We start from the raw sequence: 20,220 nt of genomic DNA on the forward strand, positions 1-20,220 counted from the left end.
ACATCACTCCTGTCGACTGATCCTTTTTAAACGCCAAGCCAATAAACAGGCAGCTGTGCTGAGGCCCGCAATCAACCCAATCCAGTAGCCGTGTACACCCAACGGGTCAGACACACTCCCCAGGCCGTAGGTTCCTAGCCAGTGCCCGCCTCCCAAACCAACGATCCAGTAAGAGAGCACGGTAATTACCATCACGATCCGCGTATCTTTGTAGCCTCTGAGTGCGCCAGCCAAGTTGACTTGTAAGGAGTCAGAAAGCTGAAAAATCACCGCCAGTGAAATGATGGTAAGCGCTAACGCTTGAATATCTGCATTCGAGGTATAAAGCGATATCACCCAGGGCGCAGTGAACCACAATAGCGTGCTATTGATGGCAGCAACAATGACGCTGATGACGATACCATTCCAAGCCACTTGGCGCGCCATAGTCAAGCGCTGTTGGCCAAGCGTGTTACCTACGCGAACGGTCAGTGCCATGCTCAACGACATCGGTAACATGAACAGAATGGTCGTATAGCTGAGCGCGATTTGGTGCGCGCCAACGGTCACTTCACCGAAGCTGGCAATGAATAACGCGATCAGCGTGAACAGCGTGACTTCGACGAAAATAGCCACCCCGATCGGCACCCCTACGACGACGAGCTCGCGAATGCCCGCTAAACGAGGTGGCGTCAGCTGCTGCCATAATGACACGCTGCGATAGGTGTTGCCGCGGCGAGTGTAAAGCGCCATAGCGATGGCCATGGTCCACATGGATATGGCGGTGGCAATGCCACAGCCAAAAGCACCCAGTGCCGGGAGCTGCTGCCAACTGACGGGTGCGAGATCGCCAAACAGAATCGACAAACCCTCGCCGCCGTAGATGAGTAAATAGTTACAGGGGACATTGACGGCCAAACCGATCAAGCTGATCCACAGGGCGGGGCGGGTGTGGTTCATGCCATCCGAAAAGGCGCGTAGTGCTTGGAAGAGAGCAATGCCCGGCATGCCAAACGCCACAGCGCTAAGGTAGGCAGCGGACTCCTTTGCAACGCTCGACGGCACGTCCATGCGTTCGAAAATAGGCGCCACGGCGACCCATAGCAAGATTGCGGAGAGTAGGCCCAATGCCAACGCTACCCACAAAGCTTGATGCACGGCTGGGCGAATGGCGTCGTGGCGCTGGCCACCCAGCAAGTGTGCCACGATGGGCGTCAAGCCCATGAGGGTGCCGGTCATGAAGAGCATCAGCGGCATCCATAAGCTCGACCCGACAGAGACCGCCGCCAAGTCGGTGGCGTTGTGCCTGCCCGTCATCATGACATCCACTACGCTCATGCCCGCTTGAGCCAGCTGTGCACCACAAATCGGCAGTGCCAATGTGACCAGCGTGCATGTTTCTGGCCAGTAGATGGATTTGATATCGCTAGTAAAGCCGCCCAAAGTATGGCTCCTGTTTAGCAAAGAGACCTAAGAAAAGTCGATAGAGTAGCAGGAGTCGCTGTGCTTTGCCGTCTCCTCTTTAGCCTTGTGGAGGGGCAGGGGTATACTGCGCGAAATGCATCACGAAAGTATCAACATGGTCACACACGAAAAAGAGCGTTGGACGCTCGACGATATCAGGGCGCTGTTCGATGGTGTGTTTTTAGAGCAGTTTCAAACGCGTCTCGTCAAAGGGGGCGATGAGCCGCTTTATCGTCCCGCAAGTGCCGAATTTCCGTATCATCAAGTTATTTTTGCTCGTGGTTATTTTGCCAGCGCGCTTCATGAAATTAGCCATTGGTGTATCGCAGGGGAAAAGCGGCGGCAGCTCGAAGACTATGGCTACTGGTATCTACCGGATGGTCGGAATGCCGAACAGCAGCAGGCCTTCGAGCGAGCAGAAATTGCGCCACAGGCCCTCGAACGACTGTTCGCTCATGCCTGTGGGCGCACGTTCCACGTCAGCGTTGACAACTTAGGGGGGGAGGTCGAGGTAGACCGAGACGCCTTCGCCGCAAAGGTTGCTGCAAGAGCGCAGACCTATTTATATGAGGGGTTACCGCTGCGCGCCAACGCTTTTCATACAGCGTTGGAGCACTATTACCAGAAACACGCCTCTCTCGATGACGCCATTGACAAGGGAAGAGCGCAGCTAGCGGCATGTGCCGCGGTTTAATCCTGTATGTTTAACTGGCGGTGGAGGGTCAGCATCACTTCTATTTCGTGCTCAGGGCGCATCGGTTCCAGGCCAAGATCGTTGAAGGCTTCGCTACGTAGGCGATGCCACTCTCCGGCATCCAACCGGTCGTAGAGCACCTTGGCCGGTGCAAGTTCAACGAAAGGATCCAGACCATAAGTATCGAAAAGCCTGGCGAGCGCGGCTTCGTCTTCGCCGTTATCGCTGGTATAGAGAGTCGCTGAGAAGTGGTCGTTCTCCAGCTCGCGAATCACGTCCAGCGGGCTGACCCCTAAACTCTCCAACTCTTCGATACTGTACGCGCCCATGACGTTGCTGTCTTCGTCGATCCAGCTATCGTCAGGCTGAATCAGCGTTTGTTTGATACGTCCATCGGGCAGCGACCAGGCAATGGAGAGCGGCAGGCCATGGTCTTCGCCTGTTTCGATGGCAATGAAGCCAGGATAGTCAGCCACGCAGTTGCTCCTTTTAAGCATCAGCATTCAATACGGAAAAAACGTCGGGCGGTCTGCGTCGAAGCAGCCCCCAGCTCGGTGTCGCTTACCTCATGCCAACGGGCGATCTCTTGCACGATCCATGGCAGCAAAGCCGGTTCGTGTCGGCGTCCCTTCAATTTAGCAGGCAAATTCCGGGGCAGTAGGTAAGGGCAGTCGGTTTCCACCATCAGTCGGTCCAACGGAATGTCGCGCACCACTTCGCGTAGATGATGCCCTCGGCGCTCGTCGCAAATCCAGCCGGTGAGGCCGATGTGTAGGTCTAGGTCCAGATAGCCATGCAGGGTCGCTCGATCCGCCGTAAAGCAGTGTATCACTGCCTCACTAATGTCATCTCGCCAGTGGCGGAGGATATCCCGCATGCGCGCTCCTGCATCCCGCTCATGTAGAAACAGTGGCAGGCCGCTTTCTGCCGCCAGTGCCAGTTGGGCCTCGAAGGCATGCTCCTGCTGCGCTGGGGTGGAAAAATTGCGATTAAAATCCAACCCGCACTCTCCAACCGCCACCACTTCCGGCATGCCATAGAGCTGTCGCATCTCTTGGGCGACCGTGTCGGTCCATCCACTGGCATCATGAGGGTGAACGCCCGCCGTTGCGTGAACCCCCGGGTACTGCTGCGCCATGTGCACAGCCTGCTTAGCGTGGGCGATATCGGTGCCGGTCACGATCAGCGTCGTAACATTGGCCGCCTTGGCCCGCGCTAGCACGTCATCCAGGTCGTGCTGGAAGCTTTCGTGGGTCAAGTTCGCGCCAATGTCCACCAAGGGTGTCTCGGGGCGAAATTGCAGTGCTTCGGGTAAAAACGTATCGGCCTCAATGCTTGCCAAACTGTATTCCTCCGCCATGGGTCATTAACGCTATTGTAACGCTGGCGGCTCACAACCACTAATGCGCCTACAATCTGCACGCGGTACGAATGGCACGAATTGCAAAAAAACTGGCTTGTTAGGTAAACAGTAGCCGGGTGTTTACTTTTACTATGCAAGGGGTCCATCGAATAAATGCACAGTAAATACTCCTTCAATAACAACAATAGACAGGTATAAATCATGCAATTATCACGTCACTTCGCAATGACAGCGCTATCCGCTGCGGTGCTTACGGCCGCCTGTGCGCCCCAGGTAATGGCCAATGAAGGGATCTCGGATAACGAAATTCGTATTGGTTATCTAGCTGATATGTCGGGGGTTTACCGTGACCCCATCGGCCCCCTTGGTGAGGATGCCATTCATATGGCCATAGAAGATGTGGGGGGTAGCGTGCAGGGTGCCAATATCGTTGTGTTTAGTGCCGACGACCGAAATAGTCCCGACGTGGGCTCCAGCGTCGTGCGTGAATGGATCGACGAGCGTAACGTGGATATGGTCACAGGCTTGGTGGCGTCATCGGTCACATTGGCGGCGGTGAGCTTGTTGCAAGAGGCCGATAAGCTGGGGTTAGTGAACGGCGCGGTTTCATCTGGAGTGACCAATGAGCACTGTTCTCCCAATCATATTCATTGGGTTTATGACACCTGGGCAATGTCTAATGGTACTGCTAAAGCGATTACGCAAGAGGGCTACAAAAACTGGTACTTATTGAGCGCTGACTACTCGTTTGGTCACGCACTTGAAGCGGACGTCGAGCGTGTCGTCACTGAAAATGGCGGGACCATCGTAGGGCGCGCCCGCCACCCCTTCCCCAACAACGATTTCTCATCGTTTATGCTGCAGGCGCAAGCGTCTGGGGCGGATGTCATCGCCCTGAACAATGCCGGTGGGGACACTATCAACGCAGTGCAAACAGCAGGGGAGTTTGGGGTTACCCAAGCAGGCCAGGTGTTGGCAGGGATGGTGCTGTTTAGTACTGATATTCGCAGTATTGGACTTGAGAATGCGCAGGGTCTGCAGTTTACCAAGGCGTGGTATTACGACCTCAATGAAGAGACGCGTGACTGGGCGGAACGTTTTCGTGAGCGCACGGGCAGCATGCCGACCATGGTGCACGCCGGAATTTATTCCAGTACGCGCCACTACCTAGAAGCCATTGCCGCGGTAGGCACCGATGATACACAAACGGTTCGCCAGCAGATGGCCGATACGCCGATTAACGATATCTTTGCCACGAATGGCTATATCCGAGAAGACGGTCGCATGGTGCACGATATGTATCTTGTCGAAGTGAAAACACCGGAAGAGTCGGCCAATGAAGATGACTTGTTCCGCATCGTGCGGACTATCCCCGCAGAGGAAGCGTTCAGGCCGCTGTCTGAAAGCGTCTGCCCATTGGTAACGAGTTAATCCATCGCTGAAGCCTTTTAGACCATAACAACAAGGACTTAGCATGACGCTTGCCGACTCAATCCATCGTAATACCATTGGCGCTGCGCTTAACCGCAGCGCAGGTAAATATCCTCAGCAGCTGGCTCTTCGCTTCGCTGAGCGCTCTTGGAGCTATCACACCCTCAATGCTGCCGCTAACCAAGTGGCTAACGCCCTTTTGGAGGCAGGGCTGGTGCCAGGAGACCGCCTAGCCGTTTATGGCAAAAACTCCGACGCCTACGTGATTGCTTGGCTGGCAGCGGTTAAGGCTGGGCTGGTGCATGTTCCGGTCAATTTTGCCCTGAGTAGTGAGGAGCTTGGCTACATTTTGCAGCAGTCAGGCGCTAAGGGAGTGCTGAGTGATGCGTCGCTGGCTGACAAAGTGTGTGAGGCCACTCAATCCATCACGCTGACGGTGAATGGCACCTTGCATGCTGTAGAGCCTAGCGGCTTCGATGTATTAGCCAGCGTCGGTTCGTCCCACTCAAGTAAAGAACCTGACGTCGCGCTAGAAGGGAGTAGCCTTGCCCAGCTGCTCTACACCTCGGGCACGACCGCCGCGCCCAAGGCCGCGATGATGAGCCATCAGGCGCTAATGGCTGAATACATGGCGTGTATGGTGGAGCTGGATATCAAAGGCAATGAGGCGATGTTGGCCGCATTGCCGCTTTACCACTCAGCGCAAATGCACGTGTTTTTAATGCCTGCATTACTGCTCGGTGCCCCGGTCACTCTTTTGGAGGCGCCGCTGCCCGAAAGCTGCTTAGCGGCCATGGCTCAACACCAGATTAGCTCTTTTTTTGCGCCGCCTACGGTGTGGATAAGCCTCTTACGCCATCCGCAGTTCGGCCAGCACGACCTCTCTTGCCTGAAAAAAGCCTACTACGGTGCCTCCATTATGCCGGTGCCCGTACTCGAAGAGATGCAGCAGCGCTTTAGCGGTGTGGGGTTATACAACTGTTACGGCCAAAGCGAAATAGCGCCCTTGGCGACTGTTTTACGACCCGAAGAGCATGCCGAGCGCCCGGCATCGGCGGGTCGTCCGATTCTCACGGTAGAAACGCGTATCGTCGATTTAGAGGGAAACGATGTCGCCCCAGGGGAGCACGGTGAAATCGTGCATCGCTCGCCGCAGCTCATGGTGGGTTACTGGGATAAGCCCGAGATGACCGCTGAAGCGTTTCAAGGCGGTTGGTTTCACTCAGGGGATGTCGGTTATGTCGACGAGGCGGGATATCTATACATTGTTGATCGCATTAAAGACGTGATTAACACCGGCGGTGTGTTGGTGGCCAGCCGCGAAGTGGAAGAGGCGCTGTTCAAGCACGAGGCGATTTCTGAGGTGGCGGTGATAGGTCTGCCGGATGAAAAGTGGATCGAAGCGATTACGGCAGTGGTGGTATTAAAAGAGGGCCAGGCAGTCAGTGAAAAAACGCTGATTCACCACGTCAAAGGCATCATGGCGCCTTACAAAGTCCCTAAACGGATCGTCTTCACCGACGCACTCCCCAAAAGCACGGCGGGAAAAATTTTAAAGCGCCATCTGCGTCATGATCTCAAGGAGTCATGATGGACGAGCAGACGCACGCGCTTTTTCACACCATGATAACCCGCTGCTTAGCACAGGAAGTCGCGCCGTATTACCCACAGTGGGAAGAGGCTGGCGAGATTCCACGTTCGTTATGGCAGGCACTAGGAGCCGCTGGATTGCTTGGGATAGATCTAGAGGAGACGTACGGCGGCTCTGGAGCGGATATTGCCCTCACACAGTTGGCGCTTGAAGAGATGTCTCGCCATGGCTTTGGTGGCCTTGCCAGTGCCTACAACATTCACGCCAATATCGTGATGCCCTATGTACTGAATCTGGGGTCGCCTGAACAAAAAGAGACATGGCTGCCGCGAATGGCTCAAGGTGAGTGCTTAGGAGCGATTGCCATGAGCGAACCTCATGCAGGCAGTGACTTGGCCGCAATGAGAACGCGTGCCACCCCAACAGATCAGGGTTGGCAGCTCGATGGCAGCAAACTGTTTATCACCAACGGTCAATTAGCTGACCTGGTGATTGTCTGCGCAAAAACGGATCCTACTGCTGGCGCAAAAGGGGTCTCGCTATTTTTGGTGGACACCACGTTGCCTGGTTTTTCCCGGGGTAAGCCGATCAAAAAAATAGGTCAGCATGCCAGTGATACGGCGGAGCTAGCCTTCGATCAATTACAGCTGCCTGCCAACGCGCTACTAGGTGAAGAGGGCGAAGGATTTCGCTACCTCATGCAAGAGCTGCCCCGGGAGCGCTTGGGGGTAAGCGCTCAAGCGTTGGGGGCGATAGAAGGGGCGCTGGCGCTAACGCTTGAGTACGTCACCCAGCGGAAAGCCTTCGGCCAGCGAATCGGCGATTTTCAAAATACTCGTTTTACGCTGGCGCAGATTAAAGCCCAACTGGAGATGGCAAGGGCCTATTTTGAGCAGTGTGTCGAACGGTATCGACAAGGCACCATGAGCAGTACCGATGCCGCTATTCTCAAGTTACAGCTGAGCGAGCTGCAGTGCCAGGCGATCGATCGCTGCTTGCAGCTATTTGGTGGCTACGGCTACACCCAGGAGTACCCCATTTCACGCTTTTATCTGGATGCACGGGTACAAACGATTTATGCCGGTAGTTCTGAAATCATGAAAGAAGTGATCGCGCGCTCGCTGCTGGGCAAAGCTTCTGAATAGGCGGCAAGCGTGAGCGTGTCATTTTCAACAAGGAGAAGATATGCAGCTGGATAGCGTAGTCATCGTGGGCGGTGCACGTACGGCCATCGGTGGGTTTGGCGGGGCGCTGTCATCGTTTGCCCCGCACGAGTTAGGTACCATCACGGCCATAGAGGCGCTACGCCGAGCTGGGGTAGACGGCGCCGATATTGATCACTCAGTGTACGGTCATATTATTACCACCGGCCCACAAGATGCCTACTTGGCTCGCCATGTTGCGCTCGATGCAGGCGTCCCTAAAGAAGCCGGCGCCTTTAATGTTAATCGGCTGTGCGGCTCCGGAGTCCAAGCGGTGGTGTCAGCGGCGCAGCAAATTGCCATGGGTGATAGCCGTCTTGCCTTAGCAGGCGGTGCCGAAACCATGTCCCGTGGTGCCTACGTATTGGCTCCCCAGGCGCGTCATGGCATCCGGATGGGTGACACTTCCCTTCAAGACTTGACCCTGGGAGTGCTCAGCGACCCATTTGGCAGTGGTCACATGGGGCTCACCGCTGAAAATATCGCTCAGCAGTATGGATTGAGTCGTGAGCAGTTGGATCAGTTCGCCCTCGATAGCCATCAAAAAGCAGCGCGGGCGATATCAGAAGGGCGTTTTGATACTCAAATCGTGCCAGTTGAGGTGACGAAAGGTAAGCAAACGCTGGCCTTTGCCCGTGATGAGCATGTCCGCGAGGGTGTTGAGCTCAGTGATTTAGCACGTCTAAAACCTGCGTTCAAACGCGGCGGCGTGGTCACGGCTGGCAACGCCTCGGGTATTAATGATGGCGCGGCAACGCTGGTCTTGGCTCATGCCGAAGAGGCGCAGACTCGGGGGCTCACTGTGCGTGCGCGGCTTCGAGTCGCCACCACCGCGGGTGTGGAGCCATCGCTGATGGGGTTAGGGCCGATTCCTGCGGTCAAGCGCTGCCTAACGCAGGCAGGGCTAACGATCAACGATATCGATGTGATTGAATCCAATGAAGCGTTCGCGGCCCAAGCGATGGCAGTGGCCGCGACGCTCGGCTTTCCGCTCGAAAAGCTCAATCCCAATGGTGGAGCGGTGGCGCTTGGCCACCCCGTGGGGGCGACGGGCGCCATCTTAATCTTGAAGGCGCTGCATGAGCTGGAGCGTATTCAGGGGCGCTTTGGATTGATTACGCTCTGCATTGGCGGTGGGCAAGGCATCGCGCTGTTGATCGAGCGCTAAGCCGCCCCGGTATCCAATAACAATCAAAGGTAGGTCTTATGTCGACGATAACGCCAAAACTGCTTCCTTCGACGTCCTCTGCCACCAACCCTCCCATGCTGATCAAGGATCTGCTGGAGTCCGGTGTGCGCATGGCGGGCAACAATCAGATTGTGTATCGTGATCAAACCCGTCACGACTACCGTCGGTTTCAAGAGCGTGTTCAACAGTTGGCCCACCTTTTAACCTCACAAGGCGTTCAGGCCGGTGACGTGGTGGCCGTGCTCGATTGGGACAGCCACCGCTATCTAGAGTGTTTTTTCGCCATTCCCATGATCGGTGCGGTGCTACACACAGTGAATGTCCGCTTAGCGCCTGAGCAGATCCTATACACCATGGAACACGCGGAAGATGTCTTTGTGCTGGTGCATGAAGACTTTGTGCCCCTGTTGGAACCGCTGGCCCATCAGTTGCCCAATATTCGCGGTTATCTACTCTGCCAGGAAACCACCCAGGAAGTGACCACTCCGCTCCCCCTGGTGGGAGAGTTTGAAACGCTGCTGGCTGAGCAACCCAGCCACTATGAGTTTCCCACGTTCGATGAAAATGGCGTGGCCACCCTGTTCTACACCACCGGTACCACGGGCAATCCGAAAGGGGTGTTTTTCACCCACCGTCAGCTTGTGTTGCACACGCTAGGTGAAGCCAGCACGTTCCAAGCGCCCGGCTTCGAGCTGCTGAACCGAGATAAGGTGTATATGCCGATTACGCCGATGTTTCACGTGCATGCCTGGGGCGTCCCTTACACCGCCACGCTGTTAGGGGCGACACAGGTGTATCCGGGCAAATACGAGCCCGAGATGCTGGTGAAGCTGCTGGTCAGTGAAAAGGTCGATTTTTCGCACTGTGTACCGACGCTGCTCAACATGGTGGTCAGTGCCGAGGCGATTGCGTCGAAGAAGGTCGATCTAACTGGCTGGAAGGTTCTGGTAGGCGGCAGCGCACTGACTCAGGCATTGGCAAGTCGTGCCTGGGCGTTGGGGATCGATACCCGTAGCGCCTACGGGATGTCGGAAACCTGCCCGCTGCTCACGGCCGATATATTACCGAAAGAAGTCACTGAGGCTGACTTCGAGCATCAGCTTCCGTGGCGCTGCAAAGCGGGGCTTCCGGTGCCGTTTGTCAGTCTGCAGGTGGTCGATCTCGACGGCCAACCGCTCCCCCACGATGGTAAAAGCGTGGGCGAAGTGCGTGTTCAAGCGCCTTGGCTCACCCAGGCTTACTATAAAGAAGAGCAGCGCAGTGAAGAGCTGTGGCAGGATGGCTGGCTGCATACCGGGGATGTGGGATCGCTGGACGAGCACGGCTTCCTATCGATTAGCGACCGCATTAAAGACGTCATCAAAACGGGCGGCGAATGGCTGTCATCGTTGGAGTTGGAAAGCTATATCAGCCAGTGCCCCGGGGTTGCTGAAGTAGCAGTGATTGGCGTGGCAGATGATAAATGGGGGGAGCGACCGGCTGCGCTGGTGGTGCCCAGTGATATCGAGCAACCGCCTACCGTTGAAGCGATTCAGGGCTTTATGGAGCAGTTTGTTGCGCAAGGAAAGCTGAACCGTTGGGGCGTTCCCTCGCTGATCCGTATCGTCGATGAAATTCCCAAAACCAGTGTCGGCAAGCTAGATAAAAAGCGCATCCGCACGGAGGTATAGACGCTACCACCTCACCCTGTCGCCTGTGCCTTACGGTAGGCGGCAGGGGAGTTTCCCGTCCGCTGCTTGAAGGCGCGGCTAAAGCAGGCCAAGTCCTCGAAGCCCAGCGTTTCTGCGATGGAAGCGAGCGTCCGCTGGCTTCGGGTGAGCGCTTGAATCGCATAGTCACGGCGGTACTCATCTTTCACGGCTTGGAAGTGCGTCCCCTCCAGTCGTAAATGCCTCGATAGTGTTCGAACGGAGACATGCAGCGCCTCGGCGACCTCTTGCACGGTACATGCATCCGGCAGGTGACGGCTGAGATGCTCTCTCACCCGGTGAGTCGCTAAACGATCTTCAAACGAGACATAGAACCAATCCGCGGGGGCGCGCTGTAAAAAAGCCCCTAGGTGCCGCTTCGTTTGCCGGATAGGCTGCTCCAATAGCGACTTATCGAAGTAAACGGCCGTTTGTGGCTGATCGAATTTTACTTTGCCAGGGTAGAAGTAGAGGTAGTCGGCACTGTGTGTGGGTTGCGGATAGCTGCACTCCATCAACACGGGCGGTATCTTGCGAGCGATCAACCATGAAGCGATGCCATGAAAAAGCTTGAGCATTAATTCGTGCACGAAAATACGGCTGCCCGGCAGCGGCGCATGCTCCTCGAGCGCCATCCTCGCTAGGTCGTTGTCGATGGTAAAGGTGTAGCCAAAGTCATCCAGCATGATGCGAAAAAACTGGGTGTAGCGATGGAGGGCTACCTGGAGCGTTGGCGCGTCCAACATACTCAAGCAAAGCAGCTTGAGCGTTCCGCAGCGTAACGGGCGGGAGAAAAAGCGCGGCGTTTCATCGTCTAACTCGACGGCCAGCCGACGATATAACTCCGCGAACTGCTCGACGGTAACACGCCCGTGAGGGGCGCTGAGTAAAAAGGGGGAAATGCCCGCCTGTACTAGATAATGCGTGGGGGGCTGCCCCGCAAATGTAAGGCCACGAAAGAGTTCGTTGACGAAATGCATGGAGACCGTAACTGTCACGGTGATTTCACCTTGCCCGCATCTTTAAACACCGCTTTATAGTCGTGATCCTTCCGTGACGTTAGCACGTTGTCTCGCTTGGCTCTACAAGGGTGCATCGTAATTCGGAAGCATGCGTTACACTGTGCGCCTCACGATGAAGGAGGACACTGCGTGACCCTGTTACGACTCGAACAGCTGCAACTCGCTTACGGCACCCAAGTACTGCTCGATCGCGCCGACCTGACGGTTGAAAGAGGCGAGCGGCTGGCGCTGGTCGGACGCAACGGCACCGGTAAATCCACGCTACTCAAGCTCGTAGCGGGCGATATTCAGCCGGATGATGGCACCATTTGGCGCGCCCCCGGTTTGAAAATCGGCGTGCTGGCTCAGGAGCTTCCCGAATCCTCGGGGATGACCATCTTCGATATGGTGGCCCAAGGCCTGCCCGAAGCAGGTGAGCTGCTGTCGGAATATCAACACCTGATCAACGATCCTGACCCGGACATGAATCGCATGGCGACGCTTCAGACGCGGCTCGAGGCCATTGACGGCTGGTCGTTTCATCAGCGTATCGATGTCGTGCTCACACGACTGGGTTTGCCACCCGAAGCGGAGATGAGCGCACTTTCCGGCGGCTGGCGTCGTCGGGTGGCGCTGGCCCGTGCGCTGGTTTCCGAGCCGGACCTACTGCTGCTGGATGAGCCGACCAACCATTTGGACCTCGATACCATCGCGTGGCTGGAAGAGCAGCTGCTCGCTTTCAACGGCGCTGTGCTGCTGATCACCCACGACCGTGCGTTTCTGTCGAAACTCGCCACGAATATTTTAGAACTGGATCGCGGGAAGCTCGGGCGTTATCCCGGTGTCTACAGCGAGTATCAAGAGCGCAAACAGCACGAGCTGGAGGTCGAATCGCGCGAAAATGCATTGTTCGATAAAAAGCTCGCTCAGGAAGAGGCCTGGATTCGCCAGGGGATCAAAGCGCGCCGTACCCGTAACGAAGGGCGCGTCCGCGCGCTAGAAGCCATGCGCAATGAGCGCAGCCAACGCCGCGAGCGTCAAGGCACCGCCAATCTCACGGTGGATAGTGGCGAACGCACCGGTAAGCGGGTGGTCGAGCTCAAAGGCGTTACTCAGCGCTTTGGTGATGAGGTGATCCTGCGCAACGTGAACCTGGAAGTGATGCGTGGCGACCGCATCGGCTTCTTGGGGCGTAACGGTGCCGGTAAAACCACGCTGTTGAAAATATTGCTTGGCGAGCTGGCCCCTACCGAAGGCAGCGTACAGTTGGGCACTAATCTCAAAGTGGCCTATTTTGATCAGCTACGGGCCGGCCTCGAGTTGGAAAAAACGGTGTATGACAACGTAGCCCAGGGGAGTGATCGCGTTAGCGTGGGCGGTAAAGACCGCCATGTCATGAGCTACCTGCAAGATTTTCTGTTCACCCCAGACCGCGTTCGTCAGCCAGTGAAAGCGCTTTCCGGTGGTGAGTCCAATCGCCTGCTCTTAGCCAAGTTGTTCACGCAGCCTGCTAACGTGTTGGTGCTGGATGAGCCCACCAACGACCTGGACATGGAAACCCTGGAGCTACTCGAAGAGCTACTGCTCGATTTTGATGGCACGCTGCTTCTGGTTTCCCACGACCGAACCTTCATGGATAACGTGGTGACCAGCATGCTGGCCTTCGAAGGTGAAGGGCGTGTGCGCGAATACGTGGGGGGCTACACCGACTGGATTCGTCAAGGAGGGCAGCTGCCGCCCGCTCCCTGGGAGGGGGCAGCGCGTCAACAAACGGAGCCTACTCGCGCAGCGGAAGAAAAAACGCCACCGGCAATGGCGGCGGAGCCTGCGAAAAAAACCGTCAAGCTCTCTTACAAGCTTCAACGTGAATTGGATGCGCTGCCTGCTGATATCGAACGGCTAGAGAGTGACGTGGAAGCACTTGAGAAAGAGATTGGCGACCCCGCTTTTTATCAGCAGGAAGCCACGGCGGTCACTGCCAAGCTACAGTCACTCGAGAAGGCCCAGCAAGCGTTGGATAGTGCCATGGAGCGCTGGATGGAGTTAGAAGCCATGGCGAACGGAGAATAGAACGCGTAGTGAAATGCCAAAGGCCCCGTGAGGGGCCTTTGAGATTGACAAGTCACTCGTCGCTTTTTTCACCTTTTTTACCCACACGCACGGCGAGCACATCGCACTGTGCGCCGTGAAGAACACCGGTCGACGTAGAGCCCAGTAACAGCGCGAAACCGTGGCGACCATGGGAGCCGACCACGATCAAGTCGACGTTATGCTCATCGGCGAAACGGTGGATCTCGGTGTCAGGCATACCCACGACTACGTGTTGATCGGCGGCGTCGACGTGGGGAGCAGCAATGTCAGCCAAGCGTTTTTTGGCATGATCATCGAGCTGGTCTTGTATGCTGGTGAGGTCCATGGGTATGTCGCCGCCGTAGGCGAATCCCAAGGGTTCCAGAGTGTGCATGATCGAAATTTTCGCGCCGTTGTTGCGCTCGGCAATCGCCACCGCACGCTCAAGGATTTTGTGAGAGTCTTTGGTTAAGTCGACGGCGACCAGGATATGGCGATAGCTCATGGCGTATCTCCTTGGTGATGTGCCACACAGAAAGGCTCTGTTCGATACCTTTACTTTAGGTCTGAAAATGAATCTTAACAACGACCTAGGTCATGGTTTTTAAATATTGCGAGTTGAGTTTGACGAAAAGAGGGTAAGCGTTGCAATGGAATGGTTGATCATCGTTTTTATTCTGATGTTTGTGATTGCGCCAGTCATGTGGTTAAAACCAAGCCCGCGCCAAAAGCGCCAGATGGCGCTGCGCTCCTGCGCAGCGCGTCAGGGGGTGATGGTCAAAATGGCCAAACCGCCGCTCCATCACTTTAGAGGCACCATGCCGGCTTATCGCTGGCACTACGCGCAGTCCGCGCCTGGGCCAGATTTTTTATTGGTGAGAAACTCCAATGCCAGTGAGGCATTAGAGCCCTTTCATGCAGGCTGGCGCTGGCGCATTGCGCCGCTGCGTCCCTTGCCCGATGTGGCCAGCACACACTTACGAACTCTGTTAGAGCGTCTGCCTCAGGATGCGTTGGTATTGGAATCTAACGCCCATTCGCTGACGCTATGGTGGTGGGAATCACAAACCGCCGAGCGGTTTACGCGCTATTTGGCGGATATCGAACCTCTCAAGAAGGCGTTGAGCGGCCTTTCAGACCACCCACCCGCCAAACCGCTAGCGCCAGATGGCGTGGAACAAGGAAACGTCTAATGATTAGGCTGTGGGGCTATCTTGATCCCTTGCCTGAATCGCCAGACCGTTGGATTCGATCAGCGCAAGCCACTTATCCAACTGGTCCAGGTCCTGTTCGCTCAAGCCCGCTAGCATCTCCTGACGCGCAGCCAGTACCACACTATCGATCTGCTCCAGGAGCGGCATGGCGGCTGGGGTAAGATAGAGCCGTTTGCTGCGTCGATCGTTATCGCAGGCGCGACGCTCGACCAGACCTTGCGCCTCCAACTGTCCTAAAGTACGCACCAACGACGGCGCCTCGACACCGATCGCGCGCGCCAAATCACACTGAGGATTGCCTTCCCCCAGTTTCCAAAGATGGTACAGCGTCACCCACCGGGTTTGGGTCAGCCCTAATGGTGCCAGCCTGCGATCGAGGATCGAGCGCCACAGATGGGGCAAACGAGCAATACGAAAACCAATTGTTGATGCCATAGGTAACTAACTGCCAAAAGTGTAAGTGAACGAATTGTCATAAGCTGCGCCGCTGAATGCAAGGCGTTCTGTCACTCGGTCTGATTAGCGTCATTTTGGGTGGCGCCATTACCCGGAATGAAACGACGTAAATTCAGAGCGCTCAAACCGCTCGCACGGACCGTGCCATCGGCCACGGTAGCGGCGTTAACATCTTCCGAGACAGTAAACCGAATCAATCCAAGCCGCTGGCCACCGTCGGTCATGATATCGACACGCCACTCGCCAGAGGGGTCTTGAGGGAAATTCTGTTTATGGCTCCAGGCGCGGTATCCCTGTTCGCGGCCGCCGTTGATCGCCAGTGCAACGGTATCCAGCGCTTTTCCATTATGATGCCACGCATGGTAAATCGTTTCGCTCAGCCCTCGCGGGGCGCGAATGGCCGTATAGACGTACAGGCCGTTGCTGCGAATGGCCTCGGGCGTCAGGGTCAGCGACCCTTGCGGGGCGCGCTGCTGCGTATCGAAAGCGGGGGAGAGCGCCGTGCTGGTCATCCACAGGCTGGCGGGCGGTACCCATACGCGGCCAAGCCATGCCCCGTAGGCCAGTAGCACGGTAAGCGTAAAAAATCCCAACCAGCGCGCGAGAGAGCGTTTTTTGAGTAGATGCCAAAAGCTGGGCAGCGCCACGAGTACCGTCAAGACTAAGGCAAGTAGCATGCTCTGGCCGGTGGTCAGGTGAACCATGATGGGGAGTATCACCAGCAGAACAAGAAAGACGCACTGAGCATGAAACATGAAATAGAGGCTGCGCCAGCGGCCCGCGAGTTTGTAGTAGAGCGGGTCAATGATCGACCACACGGCCATGCCTATGACCAAGAGCGCGAAGAGTGCTTGTCCACTGTTCCACACCGTAGTGACTAGAATAAAGGGCAGGGTGAAAAACAGCGTCTCTTGATGGATCATTTGCGCAATAAAGGCCGTTACGCCTCTCGGCAGCGTCGGGTGACCACGATGGGAGAGCCAGCGGCCAATCACACTTTCAGATAGCAGTAGTAGCCAAGCGAACAGCAGGCCGAGTGCCAAGGCTGCGCCTAGCCACTGCTGCCGATCCACCAAAAAAAAGCTGCCGAGCCCGGCCGCAAACGCCATCGGTGGCCAAAGCCAGCTCCAGGGCTTCAAGCGCTCGACGATTCGTTCGATGCATCCTTGCAGTGCTTCTAGTCGCGCGGGTGTGAGGAGTGTCCCCATAGCGTCAAAAACTCATCAATGAAACGTATATGATCGTTGGGATCGTGATTAAAGTCGATGTGACGACAAATTGTGGAAGAAAAAAGCGCAAGAAATGTGCTCATGGCCATGTGAACTGGGGGGCAAGCGAATTAGCCAAAAGTCAGGGCTTGACGTACTGATGTAACTCAACCAAGCTAAAGCAATCAAACGACCGTATGAAATGCGTGGCGGGCACGTTACCGACGTGCCAGCCCGAACTTGTGGAGAGAGCGCGAATGATCTATCAAGGCAATGCCATCACGGTGGAGCGTCGTGACACCCAGGGTGGCAATGACATCGCAATGCTCACTTTCGATTTGAAAGATGAGTCCGTCAACAAGCTATCTAGCGCCGTCGTGGCCGAGCTAGGCGACGCTGTCAAAGCGATTCAGGCCGAAAGTGGTTTGGAAGGGTTGATGATTCGCAGCGCCAAAGACGCCTTTATCGTCGGCGCCGACATCACAGAATTCCACAGCCTGTTCCACAAGGGCGAAGAGTACTTGGTGGAGATGAACCTCAAGGTTCACGACATCTTCAACGCCATTGAAGACCTGCCTTTCCCTACGGTGACGGCAATCAACGGGTTGGCGCTGGGCGGCGGCTGCGAAGTCCTGCTAACCACCGACTTCCGCGTGATGAGTGAGAAAGCCAAAATTGGCTTGCCGGAAACCAAGCTGGGTATTCTGCCGGGGTGGGGCGGTTGCGTGCGTCTGCCGCGCCTGATCGGTGCCGATAATGCCGTCGAGTGGATTGCTGGTGGTACCGAAAACCGTGCCGATGCTGCCTTGAAAGTAGGCGCCGTGGATGCCGCTGTTGCCCACGAGCAGTTGGAAGAGGCGGCACTGGATATCCTCGACCGCGCCAATGCAGGCGAATTGGATTATCACGCTCGTCGCGAAGAGAAAAAATCACCGCTCAAACTCAACGCCATCGAACAAATGATGGCGTTCGAAACCGCTAAAGGATACGTCGCTGGCAAAGCGGGCCCGCACTATCCCGCCCCGGTTGAAGCGATCAAAGTGATCCAAAAAGGCGCCGGTGAGACCCGCGCCCGCGCTCAAGCCATCGAAGCCAAGTCGTTCGCCAAATTGGCGCTAAGCAGCGTTGCCTTCAACTTGGTGGGCCTGTTCCTGAACGACCAAGTGGTCAAGAAGAAAGGCAGCAAGTACGAGAAGCAGGCGCAGCCGGTCAAGCAAACCGCCGTGTTGGGTGCTGGCATCATGGGCGGGGGGATCGCCTACCAGAGTGCCAGCAAGGGCACACCGATCCTGATGAAAGACATCAAGGACGATGCCATCGAGCTTGGCCTCAAAGAAGCCCGCAAACTGTTCGCTAAACAGGTAGAGCGTAAGAAGCTCACCACCGAGCAGATGGCCGAAAAACTCTCCAATATCCGTCCAACCCTCTCTTACGGCGATTTCGGTAATGTCGATTTGGTCGTAGAAGCGGTGGTCGAGAACCCCAACGTCAAAGACGCCGTGTTGACCGAAGTAGAAGACAAGGTAAGTGAGAACACGATTCTGACTTCCAACACGTCGACCATTTCGATTAACCGTCTGGCTAAGAACCTGAAGCGCCCGGAAAACTTCTGTGGCATGCACTTCTTCAACCCCGTGCACCGCATGCCGCTGGTGGAAGTCATTCGTGGTGAGAAAACCTCGGACGCCGCCGTTGCCGCAACCGTGGCTTATGCTCGGGCCATGGGTAAAACCCCCATCGTGGTGAATGACTGCCCTGGGTTCCTGGTCAACCGTGTGCTTTTCCCTTACTTCGGTGGCTTTAGCTTCCTGGTCGAGCAAGGTGCCGACTTCCAGCGCGTCGATAAAGTCATGGAGAAGTTTGGCTGGCCAATGGGCCCGGCGTACCTGCTGGACGTCGTCGGCATGGATACCGCCGTGCACGCCAATGATGTGATGGCTGAGGGCTTCCCAGATCGTATGGCACGTGAGGGTAAAACGGCTATTCAGGTCATGTACGATAACAAGCGCTTGGGCCAGAAGAACGACAAAGGCTTCTACGCCTACGAAGAAGATAAGAAGGGTAAGCCGAAGAAAGTGAGCGACGAGCAGGCTTACGCACTAGTAAAAGAAGTGGTGAAAGAGCAAAAAGAGTTTTCGGATGAGGACATCATTGCTCGCATGATGGTGCCGCTGTGCCTTGAGACCGTGCGTTGCTTGGAAGATGGCATCGTCGATACGCCCGCAGAAGCCGACATGGCGCTGATTTACGGCATTGGCTTCCCTCCCTTCCGTGGCGGTGCGCTGCGCTACATCGACGCGCTGGGCGTGGCTGAGTTCGTCGCGATGGCGGATCGTTTGGCAGAAGAACTAGGGCCGCTGTACGCGCCTACCGAGAAGCTCCGCGCCATGGCCAAGAGCAACGAGCAGTTCTATGCGGGCGCCACGGCAAGCGCTCAGGCCTAAGTCACCACCCACAGGAGAAATAAGATGAGTTTGAATCCGAGAGATATCGTGGTGGTGGACGGTGTTCGTACCGCCATGGCGAAAGCGAAAAACGGCGCCTTCCGCAACGTGCGTGCCGAAAACCTCTCCGCTGCCGTGATGCAGGCGCTGTTTACCCGAAACCCTAATCTGGATCCGTCGGAAGTAGACGACGTGATCTGGGGCTGCGTCAATCAGACACTAGAGCAGTCCATGAACATCGCTCGCAACGCGGCGATCATGACCGGTATTCCTCGTACGGTGCCTGCCCAAACGGTGAACCGCCTCTGCGGCTCTTCGATGACCGCACTGCATATTGCTGCTGCAAACATTAAGGCGGGCATGGGTGATTTTTACGTGATCGGCGGTGTTGAGCACATGGAGCACGTACCAATGGCTCACGGCGTCGACGTGAATCCGGCGGCGAGTAAATACGCGGCCAAAGCCGCCATGATGATGGGGCTCACGGCGGAACTGCTGGGTAAAATGCACGGTATTTCCCGCGAAGATCAGGACAAGTTCGGTGTCCGTTCGCATCAACGTGCACAAGCGGCGATGGAGAAGGGCTACTTCGACAATGAGATCATCGGCGTCGAAGGTCACGACCAGCGTGGCTTCAAAGTGCTTGTGAAAAACGATGAGGTGATTCGCGCCGATGCCAGCCTGGAATCCATGGCGAACCTGAAGCCGGTCTTCGATCCGCGTAACGGTACCGTGACGGCGGGCACTTCGTCAGCGCTTTCAGTGGGCGCTTCCGCCATGGCCGTGATGAGCTACGAGCGTGCCCAGGCGCTGGGGCTGGAGCCGATTGCCAAAGTACTCTCAACCGGTGTCGCAGGCTGCGATGCATCTATTATGGGGTATGGTCCGGTACCTGCATCTAAAAAAGCCTTGAAAGCGGCTGGCTTGTCTGCAGCGGATATTCAAACCGTCGAGCTGAACGAGGCATTTGCCGCCCAGGGGCTGCCGGTGTTGAAAGACCTAGGCTTCCTGGATGTCATGGACGAAAAAGTGAACCTGCACGGCGGTGCCATCGCCTTGGGTCACCCGTTAGGCTGCTCCGGGTCGCGCATTTGCACGACACTGCTGAACGTCATGCAGCAGCGCGATACCACCCTGGGCCTAGCCACCATGTGTATTGGCATGGGACAAGGGGTTGCCACGGTGTTCGAGCGTTTGAAGTAATATGCGCTCTTCCCCGTAATGAA

Annotated in this window: 17 protein-coding genes; 10 read left to right on the forward strand and 7 right to left on the reverse strand. The window is 56.2% G+C overall.

What is annotated here, in order from left to right; genetic code table 11:
• Window positions 1-3 precede the first annotated feature (3 nt).
• A complete protein-coding gene (locus tag FRH_RS12585; protein ID WP_139528420.1) occupies window positions 4-1,422 on the reverse strand; it encodes an MATE family efflux transporter in 1,419 nt (472 codons plus the stop codon).
• 136 nt (window positions 1,423-1,558) lie between these two features.
• Here FRH_RS12585 and FRH_RS12590 point away from each other — a divergent pair, with 136 nt between their 5' ends.
• Window positions 1,559-2,137: an elongation factor P hydroxylase gene (locus tag FRH_RS12590; RefSeq protein ID WP_139528421.1), complete on the forward strand. Its 579-nt coding sequence runs from the start codon at window positions 1,559-1,561 to the stop codon at window positions 2,135-2,137.
• On the opposite strand, the gene FRH_RS12595 is transcribed toward FRH_RS12590, so the two are convergent.
• Both FRH_RS12595 and FRH_RS12600 read right to left on the reverse strand, forming a co-directional pair.
• On the reverse strand, window positions 2,134-2,613 hold the full coding sequence (locus FRH_RS12595; RefSeq protein WP_139528422.1) for a hypothetical protein: 480 nt from the start codon (window positions 2,611-2,613) through the stop codon (window positions 2,134-2,136). The two genes, FRH_RS12590 and FRH_RS12595, sit on opposite strands and share 4 nt — an antisense overlap.
• 20 nt (window positions 2,614-2,633) lie before the next feature.
• Window positions 2,634-3,479: a TatD family hydrolase gene (locus FRH_RS12600; protein ID WP_239286072.1), complete on the reverse strand. Its 846-nt coding sequence runs from the start codon at window positions 3,477-3,479 to the stop codon at window positions 2,634-2,636.
• Between the two features lie 222 nt (window positions 3,480-3,701).
• Here FRH_RS12600 and FRH_RS12605 point away from each other — a divergent pair, with 222 nt between their 5' ends.
• The 5 genes from FRH_RS12605 to FRH_RS12625 are packed head-to-tail and all read left to right on the forward strand — an operon-like array spanning window position 3,702 to window position 10,583.
• Window positions 3,702-4,931 (forward strand): ABC transporter substrate-binding protein, encoded by a 1,230-nt coding sequence (locus tag FRH_RS12605; RefSeq protein WP_218013991.1) that lies wholly within the window; start codon window positions 3,702-3,704, stop codon window positions 4,929-4,931.
• A 43-nt stretch (window positions 4,932-4,974) separates the two neighbouring features.
• The gene (locus tag FRH_RS12610; RefSeq protein WP_139528424.1) at window positions 4,975-6,522 is read left to right on the forward strand and encodes a fatty acyl-CoA synthetase; all 1,548 of its coding nucleotides are present in this window, start codon (window positions 4,975-4,977) and stop codon (window positions 6,520-6,522) included.
• Window positions 6,522-7,667, forward strand: a complete 1,146-nt coding sequence (locus FRH_RS12615; protein WP_139528425.1) for an acyl-CoA dehydrogenase family protein — start codon at window positions 6,522-6,524, stop codon at window positions 7,665-7,667. The genes FRH_RS12610 and FRH_RS12615 overlap by 1 nt, the downstream gene beginning before the upstream one ends.
• 40 nt (window positions 7,668-7,707) lie before the next feature.
• Entirely contained in the window at window positions 7,708-8,892 is a 1,185-nt protein-coding gene (gene bktB, locus FRH_RS12620) for a beta-ketothiolase BktB (protein ID WP_139528426.1), read from the forward strand.
• 38 nt (window positions 8,893-8,930) lie between these two features.
• The gene (locus FRH_RS12625; RefSeq protein ID WP_281996964.1) at window positions 8,931-10,583 is read left to right on the forward strand and encodes a fatty acid--CoA ligase; all 1,653 of its coding nucleotides are present in this window, start codon (window positions 8,931-8,933) and stop codon (window positions 10,581-10,583) included.
• 11 nt (window positions 10,584-10,594) lie between these two features.
• On the opposite strand, the gene FRH_RS12630 is transcribed toward FRH_RS12625, so the two are convergent.
• A complete protein-coding gene (locus FRH_RS12630; RefSeq protein WP_281996965.1) occupies window positions 10,595-11,599 on the reverse strand; it encodes an AraC family transcriptional regulator in 1,005 nt (334 codons plus the stop codon).
• Window positions 11,600-11,752: 153 nt separating this feature from the next.
• Here FRH_RS12630 and FRH_RS12635 point away from each other — a divergent pair, with 153 nt between their 5' ends.
• The gene (locus FRH_RS12635; RefSeq protein ID WP_139528429.1) at window positions 11,753-13,672 is read left to right on the forward strand and encodes an ATP-binding cassette domain-containing protein; all 1,920 of its coding nucleotides are present in this window, start codon (window positions 11,753-11,755) and stop codon (window positions 13,670-13,672) included.
• A 52-nt stretch (window positions 13,673-13,724) separates the two neighbouring features.
• Here the strand turns inward: FRH_RS12635 and FRH_RS12640 are convergent, their stop codons facing one another.
• Complete coding sequence (locus FRH_RS12640) at window positions 13,725-14,177, reverse strand: universal stress protein (RefSeq protein WP_139528430.1); 453 nt, start codon at window positions 14,175-14,177, stop codon at window positions 13,725-13,727.
• 145 nt (window positions 14,178-14,322) lie between these two features.
• On the opposite strand from FRH_RS12640, the gene FRH_RS12645 reads away from it, so the two are divergent.
• Complete coding sequence (locus FRH_RS12645; protein ID WP_139528431.1) at window positions 14,323-14,865, forward strand: preprotein translocase subunit YajC; 543 nt, start codon at window positions 14,323-14,325, stop codon at window positions 14,863-14,865.
• Between the two features lie 3 nt (window positions 14,866-14,868).
• Here FRH_RS12645 and slyA read toward each other — a convergent pair whose 3' ends face one another.
• Complete coding sequence (gene slyA / locus FRH_RS12650) at window positions 14,869-15,321, reverse strand: transcriptional regulator SlyA (protein ID WP_139528432.1); 453 nt, start codon at window positions 15,319-15,321, stop codon at window positions 14,869-14,871.
• A gap of 71 nt (window positions 15,322-15,392) precedes the next feature.
• A complete protein-coding gene (locus FRH_RS12655) occupies window positions 15,393-16,550 on the reverse strand; it encodes a DUF5924 family protein (protein WP_281996966.1) in 1,158 nt (385 codons plus the stop codon).
• A 257-nt stretch (window positions 16,551-16,807) separates the two neighbouring features.
• Between FRH_RS12655 and fadB the strand changes: the two genes are divergently transcribed.
• Both fadB and fadA read left to right on the forward strand, forming a co-directional pair.
• Entirely contained in the window at window positions 16,808-18,994 is a 2,187-nt protein-coding gene (fadB, locus tag FRH_RS12660) for a fatty acid oxidation complex subunit alpha FadB (RefSeq protein ID WP_153843933.1), read from the forward strand.
• Between the two features lie 24 nt (window positions 18,995-19,018).
• A complete protein-coding gene (fadA, locus tag FRH_RS12665) occupies window positions 19,019-20,197 on the forward strand; it encodes an acetyl-CoA C-acyltransferase FadA (protein WP_139528435.1) in 1,179 nt (392 codons plus the stop codon).
• The last annotated feature ends 23 nt before the right edge of the window (window positions 20,198-20,220 follow it).

It is taken from the genome of Halomonas sp. A020 (assembly GCF_027943625.1).
Classification (GTDB): Bacteria; Pseudomonadota; Gammaproteobacteria; order Pseudomonadales; family Halomonadaceae; genus Vreelandella; species Vreelandella piezotolerans.

Excerpts from the sequence above, each read along its gene's own strand:
- FRH_RS12590 (WP_139528421.1), top strand. The coding sequence starts at position 1,559 with ATGGTCACACACGAAAAAGAGCGTTGGACGCTCGACGATATCAGGGCG.
- FRH_RS12605 (WP_218013991.1), top strand. The coding sequence starts at position 3,702 with ATGCAATTATCACGTCACTTCGCAATGACAGCGCTATCCGCTGCGGTG.
- FRH_RS12610 (WP_139528424.1), top strand. The coding sequence starts at position 4,975 with ATGACGCTTGCCGACTCAATCCATCGTAATACCATTGGCGCTGCGCTT.
- FRH_RS12615 (WP_139528425.1), top strand. The coding sequence starts at position 6,522 with ATGGACGAGCAGACGCACGCGCTTTTTCACACCATGATAACCCGCTGC.
- bktB (WP_139528426.1), top strand. The coding sequence starts at position 7,708 with ATGCAGCTGGATAGCGTAGTCATCGTGGGCGGTGCACGTACGGCCATC.
- FRH_RS12625 (WP_281996964.1), top strand. The coding sequence starts at position 8,931 with ATGTCGACGATAACGCCAAAACTGCTTCCTTCGACGTCCTCTGCCACC.
- FRH_RS12640 (WP_139528430.1), bottom strand. The coding sequence starts at position 14,177 with ATGAGCTATCGCCATATCCTGGTCGCCGTCGACTTAACCAAAGACTCT.
- FRH_RS12645 (WP_139528431.1), top strand. The coding sequence starts at position 14,323 with ATGGAATGGTTGATCATCGTTTTTATTCTGATGTTTGTGATTGCGCCA.
- slyA (WP_139528432.1), bottom strand. The coding sequence starts at position 15,321 with ATGGCATCAACAATTGGTTTTCGTATTGCTCGTTTGCCCCATCTGTGG.
- FRH_RS12655 (WP_281996966.1), bottom strand. The coding sequence starts at position 16,550 with ATGGGGACACTCCTCACACCCGCGCGACTAGAAGCACTGCAAGGATGC.
- fadB (WP_153843933.1), top strand. The coding sequence starts at position 16,808 with ATGATCTATCAAGGCAATGCCATCACGGTGGAGCGTCGTGACACCCAG.
- fadA (WP_139528435.1), top strand. The coding sequence starts at position 19,019 with ATGAGTTTGAATCCGAGAGATATCGTGGTGGTGGACGGTGTTCGTACC.